The following is an 18,265-nucleotide window of genomic DNA, read 5'->3' as shown; positions in this document are numbered from 1 at the left end:
TTAAAAACGGGGGGATTACCCCTCGACTGCATTCACGTGAAGGTGCGTGAAGGGGCCGTCCGCGTAAAGGCCGTTTATCTGGCCATCGGCGTTACACTGGCCGGGGAGAAGGAGGTGCTGGGGATGTGGCTGGCCCAGACAGAGGGGGCCAAGTTCTGGCTTCAGGTCGTGACCGAGCTGCGGAACCGTGGCGTACAGGACATCTTTATCGCCTGTGTCGATGGTCTGAAAGGTTTCCCGGAAGCGATCGAGGCCGTCTTCCCGCAAGCGGCCGTGCAGTTGTGCATCGTGCACATGGTGCGGCACAGCCTGAACTACGTGTCGTGGAAGCGGCGCCCGGAGGTGGCGGCCGACCTGAAGCGAATCTACCAATCCGCGACCCTGGACGAAGCAGAGCAGCTGCTGGGCGAGTTTGAGGCCAAGTGGGATGACGAGTATCTGCCGATTGGTCAGTCCTGGCGGCGCAACTGGGCTCGGCTGACGCCATTCTTCGACTACCCACCGGAGATCAGGAAAGTGATCTACACCACCAATGCCATCGAGTCGGTGAATATGAGCCTGCGCAAGCTGACGAAGAATCGGGGCTCATTCCCGAGTGATGAGGCGTTGCTGAAACTGTTCTACCTGGCGCTGAAGAACATCAGCCAGAAGTGGACCATGCCGATTCGGGATTGGAAGGCGGCGTTGACTCGCTTTACCATTCAATTCGAGGAACGCATTCCACAGGCGTAACCCAAACCCCGTTTACACAAAAATTCGGACAGGCCCCAGCCTGGCAACACCCGACACCTTCGAATCTGCGAGATACATTTGGACGCCGTACTATTACGTACGGTAAGGAAGTGGCAAAGTTGAGTTAGACTTGGAAGCGAGCCACCAGCTTTTGCATCCTCAGTGCCACTTGCTCCATGGTATCTGCCGTCTGAGTGGTCTGCAGGGCAGTATTGGTCACCTCATGAGCATGATTCACTACGCTTTCAATCCTCTGTGCCACTTCAGTAGATGCCGCAGATTGCTGATGCAACGCACTACTCAGTTCATCAACAATACCTGCTATTTGCTGTGACATATTGCGCAAATTAGCCACACTTTCCCCGGCAACACGGGCATCTGTCACGCTACTATTTACCATATCGACACCATTACCGACCTCCGCCACCACCTGCTGGGTAGACCGCTGAATGCTGTTAACCATACCAACAATCTCATTTGTAGATTGCGCAGTACGTTCCGCTAACTTACGGACCTCGTCGGCCACTACAGCAAAGCCACGACCCATTTCGCCAGCTCGAGCTGCCTCAATAGCAGCGTTCAGCGCGAGCAAATTGGTCTGATCAGCAATATCTTTGATGACCGCAACGATGGTTGAGATGCGAGAAGAGTCATCTTGCAGTTGATTGATGCGTGCCGCAGCTGCCGTAACTACACTCGCGACTTCATTCGTCCGTAGAACCAAATCCTGAAGCATGGCGTAACCATGCTCAGCCTGTTCGTCTGAAGTACGGGTCAGAGCTGCAGCCGACTGAGTATTGCTAGCTACATGACTGATAGAAACCGTCAACTCTTCAGTGTTGGCCGCAATACCGGAAGCCGCTTCACTTTGCAAGCTAACCGCTGCTTCCATATCTTTCACCGAATGATGTAGCTGTTGTGACGATTGCAGCAGAGTGTGCGCGCTTTCACGAGTTTCTAGCATTGCTTCGCGTAATTGCTGCTGCATACGCGACATCGCCTGGATCATCTGGCCAATTTCGTCTCGGGTGGCAGCAGGCATAGCACTGCACAAGTTACCTTCAGCAATATGGCTGGCAGCATCGATCGTCTCACGCAGGCGACGGCTGATGCGCTGAGCCATCCAGAACGATACTAGGATGGCCAACAAGAGGGCCAGTACGAGCGCGCTATTACCAACCAACAGCGTACTGGAAACAGAGTCACGGGCGGCTGTAGCCGCTTGAGCAGCGTAGTCATGCTTGAGTTTGCCCAGCTTATCGGTCTGGTCGCGTAACTGATTTGCCAGTGTGACCCATTCTTGCTTGGACAGCGCCAGCACTTCGGCATCTTGGCCCTGAGTTCGCAGCACCAGCGCTTTTTCTACCGCTTCGCGATAGGCTACAACAGCAGCTACAGTTTCCCGGTGAGTCTGGCGCTCTTCATCATTAGTGATTAGCGGCTCATATGCTTTTAGTGCTTCGCCTAACTTGCCATCAAGCTCCTGCAAGGACTTAGCTAACTTGGCTTGTTCTTCAGGCGTGGTTGCGAGCAGCATCTCCAAGCTTCGTACTCGATAACGCAATCGTAACTGACTAATATCGCCGGTCGCTTCGATAGACGGTAGGGCGTTGTCGGCGACTGCTTGTACAGACTGCCGAATGCTACCTACCTGCCATAGCAGGAATAGCATGGCCATTACCAAAATACCGCCACTAAGGATGAAATTCACCATGAACTTGCCGCGCATGGTCAGGTTGTCGATAAACCGCATTGTGTCTCTCCGTCAGTATACTTTTTTACATTTCCCTTCAGATCATAGCAATATTTGCTTAAGGATAACTATAAAACGCAGCCATCCTACCTCACTTGAATATCCAGGATTCCAAATCTAGTGATCGCTTGGCGGTCTCAGGAACCAAGTGCAACACCCTGATAAGGTGTCGCCATGGCATCCCACTACCACCAACTTTGCGCAGAAGAACGCGCCTCCATCATGCAGATGACTGCCCAGGGGCACAGCCTGCGCAAGATTGCTGCGCTGCTGCGGCGTGCACCCAGTTCGATCAGTCGCGAGATCCGTCGCCATACCACCGCAACCGTCGCTTACGATGCGGCAGTCGCCGGGCGTCAGGCCAGGCAGCGACGACGTCAGCCACAACGTCCTCGCAAGCTCCAGCCTCACTCCGCCGCCTTTCTCGTCGTCACCCAGCTGTTGCACCAAGGATGGTCGCCACAGCAGATTCAAGGCAGACTGCGTGAACGCTATCCTGATGACCCCAACTATCACGTGTCCCACGAAACCATCTACGCTGCCATTTACGCCACCCCGCGCGGTGAACTACGCAAAGAACTGATCCGTTGCCTGCGCCAGGGGCACGATGGTCGCCGCAAACGTAGCCAGGGCGAAGATAGACGCGGCCGCCTGCCCCACATGGTCAGCATTCACGAGCGCCCGCCAGAAGTAGAAGATCGTCTGATTCCCGGGCACTGGGAAGATTCAGTGCGCTAGATGCCCTGAACAGACTTATGACCACCTCTCATTGGGAGATGGCCCTCCTTAATTCCCAGCTTATTAGCACGCAATGTTCAGCGTCTTGCCGCTGATCCCTTCAGGGGGCATGGAAGAGAAGCCCAATGGGCACTGGCCCTTAAGCAAGGTTGTGACTATCGGCAATCCACACCATGTACTCCTGATCTAACCAGTTCAGCAGCCTGACTTAACGAGATACCCAGCGCCTTAGCCCAGGCCTGTTTGATCTGCGATATCAAGCCCCTGCCTGTCATGTCCAACAGACCCAGGCCATTGAATGCGTCGGGATTCAGGCAAAGCGTCATCTCAAAGGCGGGCTGTTCATCGTCAGCCATGATGCACTGGCATGCATGCCGCACACGGCAATGAAGCGGATGCCCCTCAAGCTTTGACCGGCTGATCATGGCGTGGTCGATGGACCCCTGCAGGCATTCCAGAAAACGTTCAATCATGTCGTTACTACGGCTGAGGCTAGGTGCCAGGCTGCCCTGCGGCAAGTAAAGCTCTAGCGATACCACCATCGCTGTACCGTAACTTGCTTTGGTCTGTGCAATCGCTTGGCGCTGCGCTGCCAAGTAGTGGTACTGATCTGTGGTGACGATCTGCTGATGGGAAGGGATTGGGTTCGATGCTAGGTGTGCCATGTGATTGCCCTGGTGGGTTGTAGTCACATGGTTAATGAACTCTGTATTTTTTTACTCAAAGTGAAGGGGTTGCCCCCTCCCCTTACCTAGTGCTGTAGCCAAAGTTACGGCTACGATCTCCGTAGCGCTTGCTTGCTACCTTGCAGAGGTAACTCAACCGACTGAAGCAACTATGCCGGGTACGCTCATCGTCAGGTGTCAGAATGAATTCGCTATCCCTTGGGTACGAGACCAGCCCTGCATTGTCTGCTGACTTATCCAGGCCTAAAGCACGCTCCCAAGCTTCTTTGATCGCTCTGGCAAGGCCGTGCTCTGCCATGTAGCTGCCGACTCGTCGGTAAGCATGTCCGTTGAGCAAGATCGCCAGATGGTAATGGGCATAGTCAGACGACACCTGCTCCCGCGCCCATAGGTAGCGAACACGGTTATCCTGCACACGCGTGCTAGATCGTCTGCGCTGCTCACTGGCTTCAAGCTTGGCCGTGAATGAGTCGAGGAAACGCCTGATTGTGTTGTTGCTGACGTCTTGGTCGTAGTCGTAGGGAAAGCGAAGATCTAGCCTGAAGACAAAGACTCGGGAATAATCTTCCATCGCCTGCTTCATGACTTGCTCCATGGTCTCCAGATAGTTTGCCACCAGCGGCCTATCGTCACTGGCCAACACTGGCAGGTTATGGAAGATGTCTTCGTAGTGCAGACGTAAGTTACGGTTCTCGGGATGACGTGTCATGTGAGTGCTTCTGATGGTTGGTCTCACACGATCACGAACACTGTAAATTTTTACTGAAGCAGACCACACGCTGGTCGATACAGCCATCTGGCACTGAGCGTATTGCAGCCCTGCCAAGCCCAATAGCAGCGATTGCACAGCCATGACACCCCTAACCCTTACCCGCACAGGCCAATCCACCCAGATGATGGCCTGCTAGCCTGGGAATACCCTTTCCCCTCCCCCACCGTTCACTTTCTATTTCACCTGCTTAACCTGGTAAATGACCCGGATGATAAAGCTGGCATTCATGGCAACCAAAGCCAATGAATGGCAGAGCATGATCGAGCCAAGAGGTATCGTAGGATAATGATCGATACCAGACTGATCTGCTACAGGATGCTCATCAACGGTCAACGCAGATAAACCGCTAAAGGGACTATCGAAGAATACGAGACGAGGCATCAGGCAGTTAATCTTAGCGATACTGCCTGCATGCTGGATCTGCTTAAGGGAAACAATCGGGGAAGATCTAAACGCCCATCAGCCCATGCTCGGTAGCATGGCTGTGTATTGATCCAAGAGTTGACTCTGCCGGTGCACAGCATGATGCATTGCTCTGCGTGACAAACACAGTGCTGATCATAGATCGCTTAGCATCAACTCTGGCTAAGGGTGATGATTGAGATCACTCTGCAGGTTATGGATGGATACTTGAGACTGAAGACTTAGGGATGGTTACTTGGGGATAGATACCTGGTAGTGGGTATCTGCCAGTAGAGTACCTGACAGTACTTATTTGCTAGATACTATTATACCCTACACAAAATCACAGCCAAAACAGCAAGATTGCCTACATTAGATATATACATTCGAAGCAAAGCACAAAGTGGCTCCATCAGGACTACCAAGTTAAATCATCCAGACAGTGAACCAGAAGGCGCTTACGCCTTCTGGTGTTTGGCTTTGGCAAAACAGTCACCATCCCAGTCTATCGCCGCACTAAGAAGAACAACTCTCCTGGACCTCCTGGCCTCCACATCGCCTAGTAAGGATCCAGTTTTCGACGTCAGCTTGCAGCCAACCTGATGCTCGCGCACCCATCTTGATCTGCTTCGGAAAGGTACCCTCCTTGATGTACTTGTAGATGGTAGAGCGTCCCAGTGTAGTCATCTCGATTACTTGGTTGATGCGAAGGATCTTCATGGTGGTCACCTGTGGGTTAGAACACACCATGGGTGACACTGTGTAAATTTTTACAGAGCACGCAAAAGTACAACGAAAAACCAACTCATGTCTGAGAAATTCTGCTCAGGCTGTTCAAGGAAGAAGTAGTCCTAAAGAAGGCAGAGTAATGATTTTTTTCTCTAGCAATACTGAACTAGTTCACTATACTAGTTCAGTAAGATAGAAAACTAATCAAACCCCGCAATTACCTATTTGTCATGAAAGATTTTAAATGAAAAATAACTATCAAACTCGTTTATTCAATGCATTTTCCCTATTGGATCTTTACGAAGCAGATACGCCCACTCAAGTTACTAAGCATGTACCTAGACTAGACAACGACTATCTAGCGAGCATACAAGAGGCTTTCAAAAAAGGAGTCAAAGACCCTAAGACACTTCAAGCCATGAGCATTATTTCAAATGCAAGCCAGCGCCTGGCATTAGACTTCATAATCAAACAAGAAAGTGACCATGCCGATTTAGAATTATTCTTAGAATATTACACTGGAGAAATAGCAGAAATATCTATGCATGGCCGAAATAAAAACTTGGAATTCAAGAATATACAAGAAGAACTATGCGCATACTTTGACGTCATGCAAGAATCAGCCACAGACAGATTTAACTTCTCGCTGACAATAAAAGAAACCTGGATTCGCCACATTAAATTCAAGTTAAACTTTGAAAAATGGATTAAATCAAGCATTAATGATGAAAATGATAAACTTGATATGAGTATAAAATTCATAGAGAACAGACGTCATGCACTTGAAATACCACAATCAATACCAAGATTTAAACAAGAAACAAAATTAGACAACATCATAAAGACACTCATGTTTTCACACAGAAATAGAGTTGATATATTAAGAACAATTAAACTTGAGTACGATAAAAAAATAAACAATATAAGAAAAAACAAAGATAGAAATCAAACAAATATAGAATTAGACAACCTAACATCAACAATGCTAGTTGATTACCTGGTTAAGCATGGCAAAAAGAAGAATGCAGTTATTAGCCAAGCGATCAGAGAGTTCATCCAAAGGGAGGATAGAGAAATTAATACATTACCAAACCCAGAGGACATGAAATATATTATTTAAAAAATATAAAAAATCACAACCATGATCGCAATTAATTCAACATGTAGAAAAAATATATGCACGCTAACATTAAGACCAAAGAACTAGCCACGCATTGTCAGCGACATTGAGTTCTCAGACACCTCCGGCACAGCGGTGTCACGAGAAAGCCAAGTGACGTACTCATGCACATCTGGAATACGTATCAGAGTGATAAGATCGGCATACATTCTTGGTTGATGCACAAGCGAACAGCCGTAACCACCACAATTGACTTGCTGAAATCTGGATAGAACACTCGCTCACAGCTGGGGTAAACGCTGCAGTCGTCCACCAAGGCAAACAGCGGCATGGCTAGCAGAACTGCTTGATGCAGGACTTGATCACGCCCCAGATCTACAGTCCCTGCCCGTCGTGCAGCTCGATAGGCTGGTGGGGGATTTTCGGGAATCAGCGCCACGCGGGTGCCGCGCCGGAACAGGCGCTTAACGGTGAACTCCTCGGCAAGCACGGTCATGCCGTGTGACTGGGTAATGCTACAATTTACGATCAGAATATCGCCGGTACCGATAACCTCTCCGATCATGCTGTCACCCAACAGCACCATCAAGGTAGCGGCCTGATCCGACACCAACAGCTCTACTAGGTCGAGATTTGCTTACCGTCAGGAGAGTATCGACGCAAGGATGTTACGAAGTTGACTCACAAAGGTATGGCCGAACTCAACTAATGTTGCATTGCAGGATAGAGCCACTCTGTGTCTGGGGAGGCACAGCGACTCAAAAACTCAGTCACGGCCAAACGAACCCCCCAACGTACCCCCAATTCAAAAGAATAAAACACTAAATAGCTGATTTTTATATAAAAACCATAAATAATTCGCTTCCCGCACTGGGACGCGAAGGATATTTCCAAGCTGCTTTAACACCAGACTCAAGATGGCAACAGGTTGCCTGGTTACACCGCCGGGCAGGCTGAAGCCCAGCCGCTGATGCAGCAAACAATCCCCCCATCTTCTCCCCGCACTGCAGGGAGAAGATGGGGGGATTTTTCTGTGCCACAGTAAAACCGCCGTCTGCCCCATGCAAAAAGTGCCGGGCCATCACCGCTAGCGCAAGGAGCGCGCCCTGCCTGCGGCCAAGCTGCATAAAAAACCCCGCGTCTGACGCGGGGTAAGCAATGGGCAAGGCCCGGCGGCGGTTTACATCATGCCCAGCGTCTTGGGCAGCCATAGCGAGATGGCCGGTACGTAAGTCACCAAGCCCAGGAACACCAGCATGGTGAGCAGCCACGGCCATACCGCGATGGTGAGCTCGGTAATGCCCATCTTGGTGATGCCGGATGCCACGTACAGGTTCAGGCCCACCGGCGGGTGGCACATGCCCACTTCCATGTTCACCACGATCAGGATGCCGAAGTGCACCGGGTCGATGCCCAGGGCTACAGCCACCGGGAACAGGATGGGGGCAAAGATCAGCACGATGGACGATGGTTCCATCACGTTACCCGCCAGCAGCAGGATCACGTTCACGGCCAGCAGGAAGGCGATCGGGCCCAGGCCGGCGTCGATCAGCCAGCTGGCCATGGCCTGCGGCACCCCCTCGCTGGTCATCAGGAAAGAGAACAACACCGCGTTGGTAATGATGTACAGCAGCATGGACGACATGCTGGCCGAATCCAGCAGCACCTTCGGTACTTGCTTCAGCGTCAGGTCCTTGTAGATGAACACGGCCACGATGAAGGCGTACACGGCAGACATGGCCGCTGCCTCGGTGGGGGTAAAGATGCCGCTATAAATACCGCCAATCACCAGCACGATCAGCGACAAGCCCCAAAAGCTTTCGCGCAGCGCCTGCATGCGCTGGGCAAAACTGGCCTTGGGCAGGCGCGGGTAACCGAACTTGCGGGCACGGTACCAGGTGGTAAAGCCCAGCAAGCCGGCCAGCATCAGGCCCGGAATCACCCCGGCCATAAACAGCTGCCCTACCGAGGTATTAGTCGCCACCGAGTACATCACCATGGCGATGGACGGCGGAATCAGGATGCCCAGCGCGCCCGAGGTGGTGATCACGCCTGCGCCGAAGCGTGGCGGAAAGCCCTGCTTCACCATGGCCGGCAGCAGGATGGAGCCGATGGCCACCACGCAAGCCGGGCTGGAGCCGGATACGGCGGCAAACAGGGCGCAAGCCAATACGCCGGCCAGGCCCAGGCCGCCGTGCCAGTGGCCCACCATACTGGTGGCAAAGTTGATCATGCGCTTTGCCACCCCGCCGTGGGTGAGGAAGTTACCCGCCAGAATGAAGAACGGAATCGCCATGATTTCGAACTTCTCGATGCCGGTAAACAGCTTCAGTGCCACCGACTCGATAGGTACATCTGTCATTGTAAACAGAAAGGTCAGGACCGTGAGGCCCAGCGAAATGGAGATCGGCATGCCGGTGAGCATCAGCGTAATCAGCAGGCCAAAGATAATCAGGGTGCTCATCAGTGTGTTCCTCCGCGCTTCACGTCTTGCGGATGCAGGTTGTCGTCCATCGCGTACCAGTTGCTGTTTTCAGCCACGTCTTCCATGCCTTCCACGTGGCTGTGGTCATGCTTGGGCAGCTCGCTGGTTTTCAGGAAATTCACCATGACCTGCAAGAAGCGGAAGCTCATCAGGTAAGAGCCCAGCGGCACCGCCAGATAAACCAGCCACATCGGGATTTCCAGGTCAACCGAGGTCTGGTCGGTATGGGCGATTTCCCACACGAAACTGGCACCCAGGGTGCCGACAATGCCGGTAAACAGCGCGCCAGCCAGCAGACCAATGACAATGAAGCGGCCACGGTTGCGGTCGGACAGCTTGTTGATCAGTACGTCCACGCCTACGTGGATGCCGGTACGCACCCCGTAGGCCGCGCCGAATTTGGCCATCCACACAAACAGGTAGATGGTGAGCTCTTGCGCCCAGCTCATATGGATGCCGGACAGCAGAGGGTTAAGCCAGGCGGTGCCGCTACCGTAACGGTGCAGCACGGCCACGAAAGTGATGAGCGTGGCAGCGCCCATCAGAATGGCAATCAGCCATTCCTCCAGATGATCCAGGAATTTCACGACAACCTCGCAGAAAGCAGGAGAGTGCGAGTGGCACGGCCACCCGCAGAAAAGACTTACTTGGCGATGGCGCTACGCACGGCGTTGATGGTGGCCATGCCGATACGTGGCGCGATGTCGTTGAACGCTGGCTGCATGGCTTTTACCCAATCAGCTTTCTCGGCAGTACTGGGCACGTAGACTTGGGTTTTGCCGCTGGCCTTGATACGCTCGTATGCCAGATTGGTATCTTTTTCGGCCATCTGGTCGTTGTAGACGGTAGCATCACGCATCGCGCCTTCCAGCGTGGTTCGGATGTCCGGCGGCAGCTTGTCCCAGAACGGCTTGTTCACCACCACGGCGTAGCCGCTGTAAGAATGGCGGGTATCCACCACGTACTTCTGCACCTCGTACTGCTTCTGCGTGTACAGGTTGGATACGTTGCCGTCGGCGCCATCCACCACGCCGGTCTGCATAGCCTGGTACACCTCGGACAGTGCCATAGTCTGCGGCAGTGCACCCACCGACTGGATAATGGCCTGGTTCACCTTGGATGAATTGATACGGATCTTCTGGCCTTTCAGGTCTGCAGGCACTTTCAGCGGCTTGTTGGCGCTGAAGACACGGAAACCGTTATCCCAGAACGCCAGGCCTTTGATGCCGCGGCTTTCCAGTTTTTGCATCAGGCTGTTGCCCACCGGGCCGCGGGTCACCTTGTGTACCTGGTCTTCGTTCATGAACACGTAGGGCATGTCGAAGACCTCGAACTCCTTGAAGCCCATCGGGCCGAACTTGCTGGTGGTGGGTGCCAGCATCTGCACCGAACCCATCTGCAGCGCCTCCAGCTCTTCCTTGTCCTTGTACAGCTGGCTATTGGGGTAGATCTGGATCTTGACCTGGCCTTTGGTACGCTCTTCCACCAGTTTCTTGAAATACTCGGCCGCCTGGCCCTTGGGTGTATCCACTGCCACCACGTGGCTGAACTTGATCACGATAGGCTCTGCGGCCAACACCGCGTGGGAACCCAGCAGCAAGGTGGCCATGAGGAAGGGGGTAGTCAGTTTTTTCATGGTGGTGTCTCTCCGTATTGTGTTTGCCCTACAGCGTAGGCGTTTGCCAGCTGCTTGCGCTGCATTGTGGTGGCGTCTTTTTGTTTTGTTAAATGCATTGTTTTTTATGATTATTGCTAAAAACTGATAAGTAATCCGTCAAAAAAAATGGCCACCTCGTCAGGTGGCCAACACAAGGGAGTACTTTTTGCTGTACTGCCGGAGCAGACAGCACCCAGTGTGCAAATCCTACAGACCGTAGTAAAGTAAATTTATCTTCACGATTATTGAGCTGAGCGCATGAAAATCGACACCATCGGCGTACAGGCTTTCATCGCCATCGCCGAGAGCGGCAGCTTCCAGACCGCTGCCGAAAGCCTGTTTTTGTCGCAGGCCGGCATTACCCGGCGCCTGCAAAACCTGGAAGATTACCTGGGGGTAAAGTTGATCGAGCGCACCACGCGCTCGGTAGCGCTCACGCGGGTGGGCGAAGAGTTTCTGCCGCACGCCAAGCGTCTGCTGGGGGAGCTGGCCGGTTCGCTGACCGAGATTCGCGACACAGGCCGCCTCAAGCGCGGCAGTGTCACCATTGCCTGCGTCCCTACCGTAGGCGTGCGCTTCCTGCCACGTATCATCCAGGCCTATTCGGCACAGTACCCGGACAACCACATCAAGATTCTGGACCACACCTCGGCCGGGGTATCCAGCGCCGTACTGCAGCGTGAGGCAGAGTTCGGCATCACCATTGCCGGCAGCCACCACGCCGAGCTGCTGGGCGTGCCGCTGATCGAGGACGAATTCGTACTGGTCTGCCGCGACGACCACCCTTTGGCCGCCCTGCCAACGCTGCAATGGCGTGATCTGGAGCCCTACCCGCTGATTTCCATCGGCCAGTTCAGCGGCAACCGCCCGCTGCTGGACCGTGCACTGGAAGAAAACCAGGTCACGCTGCAGTCGTTGTACGAAGTGCAGCGTGTGTCTACCGCGCTGGGCCTGGTGGCCGAGGGCGTGGGTGCCGCAGTACTGCCCGGCCTGGCACTGCAGCAGGATGCCTACCCGCATATCCGCGTGATGCGGCTGCAAAACCCGGTGGTATCGCGCGGCTTGGTGCTGATTACCCGCAAAACCGCCGAGCTGTCACCGGCAGCACAGGCGCTGTACGAAATGGTGAAAGCCTATCCGGCACAAAATCTATAATTTACAAAAGCGCATCAATTGCAGAAATAAATTCATTTCTCTTATGTGACCGCCGTGCCGACAATGCCCCGGTAAATGATCCATCTACCGAGGTAACAACCATGTTGATCCCCATTCCCTGCGTCGTCATGCGCGGTGGCACCTCCAAAGGCCCGTTCTTTCTGCACAGCGACCTGCCGCAGGACGAAGCACGCCGCAACCAGGTGTTGCTGGCCGTGATGGGCTCGCCCGACCGCCGCCAGATCGACGGCCTGGGCGGCGGGGACTCACTGTCCAGCAAGGTAGTGATGGTGTCGGCCTCCAGCCGGCCCGGCATCGATGTGGAGTACCTGTTTGCCCAGGTATCGGTAGACAATGCCTCGGTAGACACCTCGCCCAACTGCGGCAATATGCTGGCCGGGGTCGCCCCGTTTGCGCTGGAGCACGGCCTGGTGGCCGCCGACAAACCACAAACATCGGTGCGCATCTACAACCAGAACACCGGCAAGATGGTGGAAGCCATCGTGCAAACGCCTGGTGGCAAGGTGAACTACGAAGGCGAGGTACACATTGATGGCGTGCCCGGCAGCGGCGCGCCCATCCTGCTCAACTTCATGGACGCCGCCGGTGCCAAAACCGGCAAGCTGATGCCCACCGGTCAGGCCATCGATGTCATCGACGGCGTGGAAGTGTCTTGCGTGGATTTTTCCACCCCCATCGTGTTCATCGCCGCCAGCGCGCTAGGCAAACGCGGTGACGAAAGCAAGGCCGAGCTGGATGCGGACAACGCGCTGCTGGCACGCATAGAAACACTGCGCCGCGCCGCTGCACTGCGCATGGGGCTGGGCGATGTCAGCGACAAGGTGCTACCCAAGGTGGTACTGCTGTCGCCGCCGACGGCGGGCGGCCAGATCTGCTCGCGCTACTTTGTGCCGTGGAACTGCCACGCCGCCCACGCCGTCACCGGCGCGCTGTGCGTGGCCGCGGCCTGCCACATCCCCGGCACGCTGGCACACCGCCTGGCACAGCTCGACCCGGCTGCGCCGCAGCAGGTCACCATCGAACACCCCGGCGGCCAACTGCATACCCAGGTAACGCAAGCCGGCACCGACGCCGAAGGTTGGCCGCACATCAGCAAGGCAGGCGTGGTACGCACCGCCCGCCCGCTGGTCGCGGGTGTGACCTATGTCCCCGGCCACCTGTGGTAAGCCCCGCCGCGCGGGGCGGCCGCTGGCAGCGGCTGCACGACGCGCGGCAAGCGGCCCGCCCAGTACCACTTTGCTGACACCGGTCGTCAGCCCGCACCATCCTTTGCACGGCAGAGACCATACCCGCCTTGTGCAGCTAAATCCTCAGAAACCGAATTCGCGGTAAAACACGGCGGCGATATCCTGCAACCATGCCAGTATGGAAGAGGATGGCTTGAGGCTGACGACGACCACCCCGCGCTCGCGCGACACTGGCAGGCTGAAATCCACTGCCTCGCGGGAACGGAATACCACTTTGTAAACGGCTTTCTCCGGATAGAAGCGCCCGTTGCGGCTGCGGACGGCAACATCGCCCCCGGCATCCAGCGCCAGCTCGGGCACACTCAGCTCGCTTTCCGCATCGGCGGAAACCGACACGATGTCCAGCACCAGCCTGGCAGGCAGCACACCATTGCGGATGAACATCGCGTCAGCCCCCGGCGCCAGCAAAGGCAGATGGCTTTCCGGCAGGTAAGCCACCACTTCGTAAGGGCCGTTGCCGGCAATCACCGCCATGGGCTCGCGGGCACTCAGCCAGCCCTTTTGCTGCACGTCCTGGCTGACATCCACCACATGGCCATCAAAAGCAGCAACCGGGAAGTACTTGATCATTTCTTTCTGCAAATAGCCGCCCTCGCTCTGCGCATGCTGCCATTTACTGTTCAGCACATCCCAGTCCCTGCGGCTGTCGTCGTCAAAACTGGCACCGCTTTCCTGTGCGGCCAACTGGCTGCTGCGCTGCTCGTTAAGCAGAAAGGTCTGCCTGAGCTGGGGCGAGGTCATGGCGAACAGCGGCTGCCCGGCCTTGACTACCTGCCCTGGCCGTATCTGGCTTTGTAACAGATAGGCATCGGCCGGGGCATACACGGTTTGCAGCTGTGCGGGATAGATCATGCCGGTAAGGCGGGTATGGCCTGGCAAAGGCAACAAGCAAAGCATGCAGCCCAGCGCCAGCAACAACAAGACAATGCGGTAGCGGCCAGCCGCCTGTATCCGAGATTTCATGGTGATCCACACTTGTATTTCTTTCCAGACAGGGCCCGCCACAAACCAGACAATCTCCACCAGGAACAACAGGATGCCTACCAGTTTGATGAAAAAGTGATAAACCAGCACCGCAATACCCAGGAATACCACCAAGCGGTATAACCACGTGGCCCAGGCAAACAGGATGGCCAGGCCATGATGGGTACGACTCAGGTATTCCGGCGGGGCATCCTGCAGGCCGAACAATACGCGGCGCAAATGCCAGCGTGCATAATCAAAACAGCGCTCGTGCAGGTTCACCACCCCCAGCGCATCGGACAGGATAAAGTAACCGTCGAAGCGCATGAAAGGGCTGGCGTTGATCAGCAGGGTAGAAACCCAGGTGGTGGACGACAGCAGGAAAGCCACCGTCCGTAAACCGCCATCCGGCAGCCACAGCCAGCAAAGCGTGGCCCACACCGCAATCGTCAGCTCCGTGACGATGCCCGCAGCAGAGACCTGCAAGCGCTGGCGCTTGTCGGGCAGACGCCAGACATCGTTCGTGTCGGTATAGGCTACCGGCCACAGCACCAGAAACGCCAGGCCCATGGTAGGAATGCGGCAACCGAAGCGCTTTGCCGCAATGGCGTGGCCGAACTCATGCGCCACCTTGACAAAGGTAATCGCCAAACCGTAGTACAGCAGCCCTTGCAGGCTGAACATGTCCACCAGGGTGGCGCTATAGGCATCCCACTGCCGGCCAACGTGCCACAGGGAAAAAACCCCCACCAGCAAGGTCAGCACGTAAAAACGGGGGCTGAAAAATACCTGGCTGCAGGTAGCAAGGCGACTCACCAGCGCATCCGGCCTAAACAAAGGCAGGCGGAAGAACAGATAATTGTGCAACAGCCAGCTGCCAATGCTGCCTTGCTGCTTTTTATAGCGGCCCAGGCTCTCGGCATGGCGGCCGGCAGGCAATTGCAACAGCTCGTGTTGCTGCAGAAACTGGTACAAGGACGCGATATCGTCCGCACTGGCTTGCAAGGTCGTCTGTTGCTGTATGGCGTCCAGTACCCGGCCCGGCTGGCCAAGGTGCCAGCGCGACAGGATCTCGAACGACAGCCAGTCCAGTTGATAAAAACGGTTTTTCAGCGGGTCGAACAGCTTCCAGGCCGGCTGGCCATTGGCCAGACGGCCATCGCCCAGCAGCTCCAGGTCTTCACGCAGCGGGTCCAGCATGCTATCCATTGCCACTCCGCGCTACAGCGCCAGGTACTGGCGTACGGTGGCAATCGGCTTGCGCAAGATCCAGTAGACCATGGGCGTCCAGCCGGCATACAGCTTGGCCGTACCACGCTGCCCGATTTGCAGCGCCGTATCGGGCTGCCCGGCCAGCGCAGCGCGAATGCGGTAGGCGAAGTGGCCCTCTGGCCTGGCCTGGGCCTCGTAAGCGATATAACGCAAGCGCGCATCCAGTGGTGAAAACGGCTGCGCGGCACGATAAAAGCGCACATCCGCATCGCGGCCAAAGTCCAGCCGGTCAGACAAGGACAGCCAGGCTTCCACTTCCAGCTCATCCGGGCGCGCCAGCTTCATCACCCGCTCGCCCACTTGCACCGGCTTGCCTATCCACTCGGTAGGCTCGTCGATCACCGCCACGCCGTCCGTTGTGGCCAGCACGGTAGCGCGCGCCAGCTGACCTTGCAGATAGTCGAGTTCGATCTGCTTTTCGTTAAGCTTGGCTTGCAAGGCGGCAATCTGGTTTTTCGACTTCTGGTCGCTCAAGGCCAGCTGGGCGTACTGGCGATATTCGCTTTCGGCCGCCTGAAACGCCTGGTTGGCAACGTCCAGCTTGGCGCGCAGGGCTTCATCGTCGTAGGCATACAAGGGCTGGCCAGACTTGACCTGCGCATTCGGCTGCACGAAAAACTGCTTGATCACGCCTTCCAGCGGCGCCCGCACCATCACCGGTTTGGCCGGCACGATTTCCGCCGGTGCCAGCACGGTAAGCTGCACGGGGAACAGCAGTAGCGCCGTCAGCCCCAGCGTGATGACCACCCGCCGGCGCTGCCACCACGGCAGAGCGGCACCCAGGCTGTGCCACTGCTGCCAGCGCCGGCGTAGCTGGTGGCGCAGGTGAAAACGGGGCGTCGCAACCGACTTGTAACAATACGCCCAGGTAGCAAACCACTCTTCCAGCAGTGGCATGCCGGCAGTGTGCTGCGCAGGCTCCAGCTGCACGAGGTACAGCAAACCAGGCACATCGCCATCGGCCGGCAGGACAAAGCAGGCTAGCGGCCCGCTCAGCCACTGCGACCACTCTGCGGCCAACACCGGGTCGAGCGCGTCAACATCGGCGGCCTCCAGCACACGCGGCATCGCCGTTTGTGCGCACAGCAGCCGGCACAGTTTGGCCAGCCACAACATATAGGGCGAACTGGCATCAAACTGCGACACCCCCGATACACAAGCCACCCCTTGCCCTTCACGCCACAGCACGGCTTGCCGGTAGGGCAGCAGCCGCTTGCTGTCATTCACGAGCAAAAAAAACAGCTCCTGGATCTCGGTCACCTGCCTGGCACGGTGCGCGAGGTCCAGGGCAATCAACAACGGGTTATGTTCAAACTCTTGCGTCATGTCAGCCTTGCTTTACCAGGCGACCAAGGCCGCTGGCGATCTTCTCCATAATGGTCTGTTGTTGCGCCCGGCTGGCCAGCTGCAACTGTGCCGACAGCTTGGTCTTGCCTTCTGCAGGCTTGCGCTCCAGTTCGGCACGGCGCTCACCCACCACCACCTTGAATGTCGTCACCGCCTCCCTGTTTTGCGAGTCACGGGCGATCACCTTCACCACCACCTCACCAGCCGGTGCCTTATCGGCATCCACCACCAGTTTGCCCGTCAGCGGGTCGAACTGTACCCAAGCCGGCAACGGTTGACCATCCACCTGCGTGGCAAGCAGCACTACGACCTCATTCGGATTGGTATGCGCAAACAAATCAGCCGGCAAGGTAATCTGTTGCTCGCCGCCGCCCTGCTGCACGGTCTGATCGCGCAACGGGTTGTTCACCGACAAATTATCGTCACCGCCCGTTCTAGACAGTACCAAGACCTGGAAGGCACCGGCACGGGACTGCGTCAATGCCAGATCCGGCTGGTTGCCGGCAGGCTGGCCACCCGCATTATCCAGCGGCACCGCAGGTACCGGCTGGGCAATCTGGGCAATCTGGGCAATCTGGGCAATCGCCGGCGACAGCGCATTGCTGATCTCCACCACGGTCTGGCTCTGCACAAATACGCTAGCGCTATCGATAGCCGCGGCAGGTGGCGTTACTTCAACTACCTCAACGACCACCGGCGCTTCAATCGTGGGAGCAGCAGGCTTGCTGTTTTCCACAAAAGTATTCACCGCATAGCTGTCCGATTGCACCGACGCCAGCTGGGTATTGCCAGCCAGGTCGGTCCAGCCACCCGGCACAGTAATGGCATTACCATTCGCCACAATGCCCGGGGTTGGCGTGAAGGTCGCCAGCCAGATAGTCGGGCTATCGCCCTGACGCAGCTCAGACAAGGTCCCGCCACTGGCCAGCACATCCTCCAGGCCAAAACCCAACGGCGGCTCGCTGAAGGTAAATGTCACCACGGCAGTCTGATTGGGCAGCAGCGTGCTGCTGGACAGGCTGACCGACAGCGTTGGCCGCGCGGTGTCGATGGCGATGTTGCCGGATTCGCTGCTGCCGCTGCCGGCGTTGCCGGCCGCGTCGCTCACGCCGCTCAGGTCGACGCTCAGCGTGTTGCTGGCGTCGCTGATGTTGGCGCTTGGCGTCAGCGTGGCGGTCCAGGTGAT

Annotated in this window: 16 protein-coding genes and 1 pseudogene; 5 read left to right on the top strand and 12 right to left on the bottom strand. The window is 56.1% G+C overall.

Translation table 11 applies throughout. From position 1 onward, the window contains the following. Nucleotides 1–21: 21 nt before the first annotated feature. A pseudogene (locus PQU95_RS01610) lies at nucleotides 22–732 on the top strand (IS256 family transposase); the annotation flags it as partial. Between the two features lie 124 nt (nucleotides 733–856). On the opposite strand, the gene PQU95_RS01605 reads toward PQU95_RS01610, so the two are convergent. Next, a complete protein-coding gene (locus PQU95_RS01605; protein WP_272750402.1) occupies nucleotides 857–2,485 on the bottom strand; it encodes a methyl-accepting chemotaxis protein in 1,629 nt (542 codons plus the stop codon). Between the two features lie 174 nt (nucleotides 2,486–2,659). Between PQU95_RS01605 and PQU95_RS01600 the strand changes: the two genes are divergently transcribed. Continuing rightward, complete coding sequence (locus PQU95_RS01600; protein ID WP_272750401.1) at nucleotides 2,660–3,223, top strand: IS30 family transposase; 564 nt, start codon at nucleotides 2,660–2,662, stop codon at nucleotides 3,221–3,223. 155 nt (nucleotides 3,224–3,378) lie between these two features. Here PQU95_RS01600 and PQU95_RS01595 read toward each other — a convergent pair whose 3' ends face one another. The 4 genes from PQU95_RS01595 to PQU95_RS01580 all read right to left on the bottom strand — a co-directional run bounded on the left by PQU95_RS01595 (nucleotide 3,379) and on the right by PQU95_RS01580 (nucleotide 5,803). Then, on the bottom strand, nucleotides 3,379–3,888 hold the full coding sequence (locus PQU95_RS01595; protein WP_272750400.1) for a YagK/YfjJ domain-containing protein: 510 nt from the start codon (nucleotides 3,886–3,888) through the stop codon (nucleotides 3,379–3,381). Nucleotides 3,889–3,970: 82 nt separating this feature from the next. Next, nucleotides 3,971–4,618, bottom strand: a complete 648-nt coding sequence (locus PQU95_RS01590) for a YagK/YfjJ domain-containing protein (RefSeq protein ID WP_272750399.1) — start codon at nucleotides 4,616–4,618, stop codon at nucleotides 3,971–3,973. Nucleotides 4,619–4,855: 237 nt separating this feature from the next. Continuing rightward, nucleotides 4,856–5,062 (bottom strand): hypothetical protein, encoded by a 207-nt coding sequence (locus PQU95_RS01585; RefSeq protein WP_272750398.1) that lies wholly within the window; start codon nucleotides 5,060–5,062, stop codon nucleotides 4,856–4,858. Between the two features lie 537 nt (nucleotides 5,063–5,599). Then, nucleotides 5,600–5,803 carry a helix-turn-helix transcriptional regulator gene (locus tag PQU95_RS01580; protein ID WP_272750397.1) on the bottom strand — a complete coding sequence of 68 codons (204 nt, stop codon included), beginning with the start codon at nucleotides 5,801–5,803 and terminating at the stop codon, nucleotides 5,600–5,602. A 253-nt stretch (nucleotides 5,804–6,056) separates the two neighbouring features. Here PQU95_RS01580 and PQU95_RS01575 point away from each other — a divergent pair, with 253 nt between their 5' ends. Continuing rightward, the gene (locus tag PQU95_RS01575; RefSeq protein WP_272750396.1) at nucleotides 6,057–6,932 is read left to right on the top strand and encodes a hypothetical protein; all 876 of its coding nucleotides are present in this window, start codon (nucleotides 6,057–6,059) and stop codon (nucleotides 6,930–6,932) included. Nucleotides 6,933–7,116: 184 nt separating this feature from the next. Here the strand turns inward: PQU95_RS01575 and PQU95_RS01570 are convergent, their stop codons facing one another. The 4 genes from PQU95_RS01570 to PQU95_RS01555 form a co-directional block, all read right to left on the bottom strand. Next, nucleotides 7,117–7,542: a LexA family protein gene (locus PQU95_RS01570; protein ID WP_272750395.1), complete on the bottom strand. Its 426-nt coding sequence runs from the start codon at nucleotides 7,540–7,542 to the stop codon at nucleotides 7,117–7,119. A 570-nt stretch (nucleotides 7,543–8,112) separates the two neighbouring features. Next, on the bottom strand, nucleotides 8,113–9,396 hold the full coding sequence (locus PQU95_RS01565) for a TRAP transporter large permease (protein ID WP_272750394.1): 1,284 nt from the start codon (nucleotides 9,394–9,396) through the stop codon (nucleotides 8,113–8,115). Further along, on the bottom strand, nucleotides 9,396–10,004 hold the full coding sequence (locus tag PQU95_RS01560) for a TRAP transporter small permease (RefSeq protein ID WP_272750393.1): 609 nt from the start codon (nucleotides 10,002–10,004) through the stop codon (nucleotides 9,396–9,398). Before PQU95_RS01560 ends, PQU95_RS01565 begins: the two co-directional genes overlap by 1 nt. A 56-nt stretch (nucleotides 10,005–10,060) precedes the next feature. After that, nucleotides 10,061–11,053, bottom strand: coding sequence for a DctP family TRAP transporter solute-binding subunit (locus PQU95_RS01555; RefSeq protein ID WP_373321358.1), 993 nt, complete (start codon nucleotides 11,051–11,053; stop codon nucleotides 10,061–10,063). Nucleotides 11,054–11,332: 279 nt separating this feature from the next. Between PQU95_RS01555 and PQU95_RS01550 the strand changes: the two genes are divergently transcribed. Then, nucleotides 11,333–12,229, top strand: a complete 897-nt coding sequence (locus tag PQU95_RS01550) for a LysR family transcriptional regulator (RefSeq protein WP_272750392.1) — start codon at nucleotides 11,333–11,335, stop codon at nucleotides 12,227–12,229. 101 nt (nucleotides 12,230–12,330) lie between these two features. After that, on the top strand, nucleotides 12,331–13,416 hold the full coding sequence (locus PQU95_RS01545) for a 4-oxalomesaconate tautomerase (protein ID WP_272750391.1): 1,086 nt from the start codon (nucleotides 12,331–12,333) through the stop codon (nucleotides 13,414–13,416). Between the two features lie 144 nt (nucleotides 13,417–13,560). Here PQU95_RS01545 and PQU95_RS01540 read toward each other — a convergent pair whose 3' ends face one another. From PQU95_RS01540 to PQU95_RS01530, 3 genes are all read right to left on the bottom strand, one after another. Continuing rightward, nucleotides 13,561–15,669 carry a site-2 protease family protein gene (locus tag PQU95_RS01540; RefSeq protein WP_272750390.1) on the bottom strand — a complete coding sequence of 703 codons (2,109 nt, stop codon included), beginning with the start codon at nucleotides 15,667–15,669 and terminating at the stop codon, nucleotides 13,561–13,563. A 12-nt stretch (nucleotides 15,670–15,681) separates the two neighbouring features. Then, nucleotides 15,682–17,058 (bottom strand): efflux RND transporter periplasmic adaptor subunit, encoded by a 1,377-nt coding sequence (locus tag PQU95_RS01535; RefSeq protein WP_272750389.1) that lies wholly within the window; start codon nucleotides 17,056–17,058, stop codon nucleotides 15,682–15,684. A 1-nt stretch (nucleotide 17,059) separates the two neighbouring features. Then, on the bottom strand, nucleotides 17,060–18,265 hold a 1,206-nt coding region (locus PQU95_RS01530; protein ID WP_272750388.1), incomplete at its 5' end, for an Ig-like domain-containing protein.

The organism is Vogesella aquatica (assembly GCF_028548455.1).
Lineage (GTDB): Bacteria > Pseudomonadota > Gammaproteobacteria > Burkholderiales > Chromobacteriaceae > Vogesella > Vogesella aquatica.
Note: the sequence above shows the minus strand (reverse complement) of the source record. Positions and strands in the feature narration are given on the sequence as shown.

What these genes read in the sequence shown, in the direction of transcription:
- PQU95_RS01605 (WP_272750402.1), bottom strand. Translation starts at nt 2,485, where the DNA reads ATGCGGTTTATCGACAACCTGACCATGCGCGGCAAGTTCATGGTGAAT.
- PQU95_RS01600 (WP_272750401.1), top strand. Translation starts at nt 2,660, where the DNA reads ATGGCATCCCACTACCACCAACTTTGCGCAGAAGAACGCGCCTCCATC.
- PQU95_RS01595 (WP_272750400.1), bottom strand. Translation starts at nt 3,888, where the DNA reads ATGGCACACCTAGCATCGAACCCAATCCCTTCCCATCAGCAGATCGTC.
- PQU95_RS01590 (WP_272750399.1), bottom strand. Translation starts at nt 4,618, where the DNA reads ATGACACGTCATCCCGAGAACCGTAACTTACGTCTGCACTACGAAGAC.
- PQU95_RS01585 (WP_272750398.1), bottom strand. Translation starts at nt 5,062, where the DNA reads ATGCCTCGTCTCGTATTCTTCGATAGTCCCTTTAGCGGTTTATCTGCG.
- PQU95_RS01580 (WP_272750397.1), bottom strand. Translation starts at nt 5,803, where the DNA reads ATGAAGATCCTTCGCATCAACCAAGTAATCGAGATGACTACACTGGGA.
- PQU95_RS01575 (WP_272750396.1), top strand. Translation starts at nt 6,057, where the DNA reads ATGAAAAATAACTATCAAACTCGTTTATTCAATGCATTTTCCCTATTG.
- PQU95_RS01565 (WP_272750394.1), bottom strand. Translation starts at nt 9,396, where the DNA reads ATGAGCACCCTGATTATCTTTGGCCTGCTGATTACGCTGATGCTCACC.
- PQU95_RS01555 (WP_373321358.1), bottom strand. Translation starts at nt 11,053, where the DNA reads ATGAAAAAACTGACTACCCCCTTCCTCATGGCCACCTTGCTGCTGGGT.
- PQU95_RS01550 (WP_272750392.1), top strand. Translation starts at nt 11,333, where the DNA reads ATGAAAATCGACACCATCGGCGTACAGGCTTTCATCGCCATCGCCGAG.
- PQU95_RS01545 (WP_272750391.1), top strand. Translation starts at nt 12,331, where the DNA reads ATGTTGATCCCCATTCCCTGCGTCGTCATGCGCGGTGGCACCTCCAAA.
- PQU95_RS01540 (WP_272750390.1), bottom strand. Translation starts at nt 15,669, where the DNA reads ATGGATAGCATGCTGGACCCGCTGCGTGAAGACCTGGAGCTGCTGGGC.
- PQU95_RS01535 (WP_272750389.1), bottom strand. Translation starts at nt 17,058, where the DNA reads ATGACGCAAGAGTTTGAACATAACCCGTTGTTGATTGCCCTGGACCTC.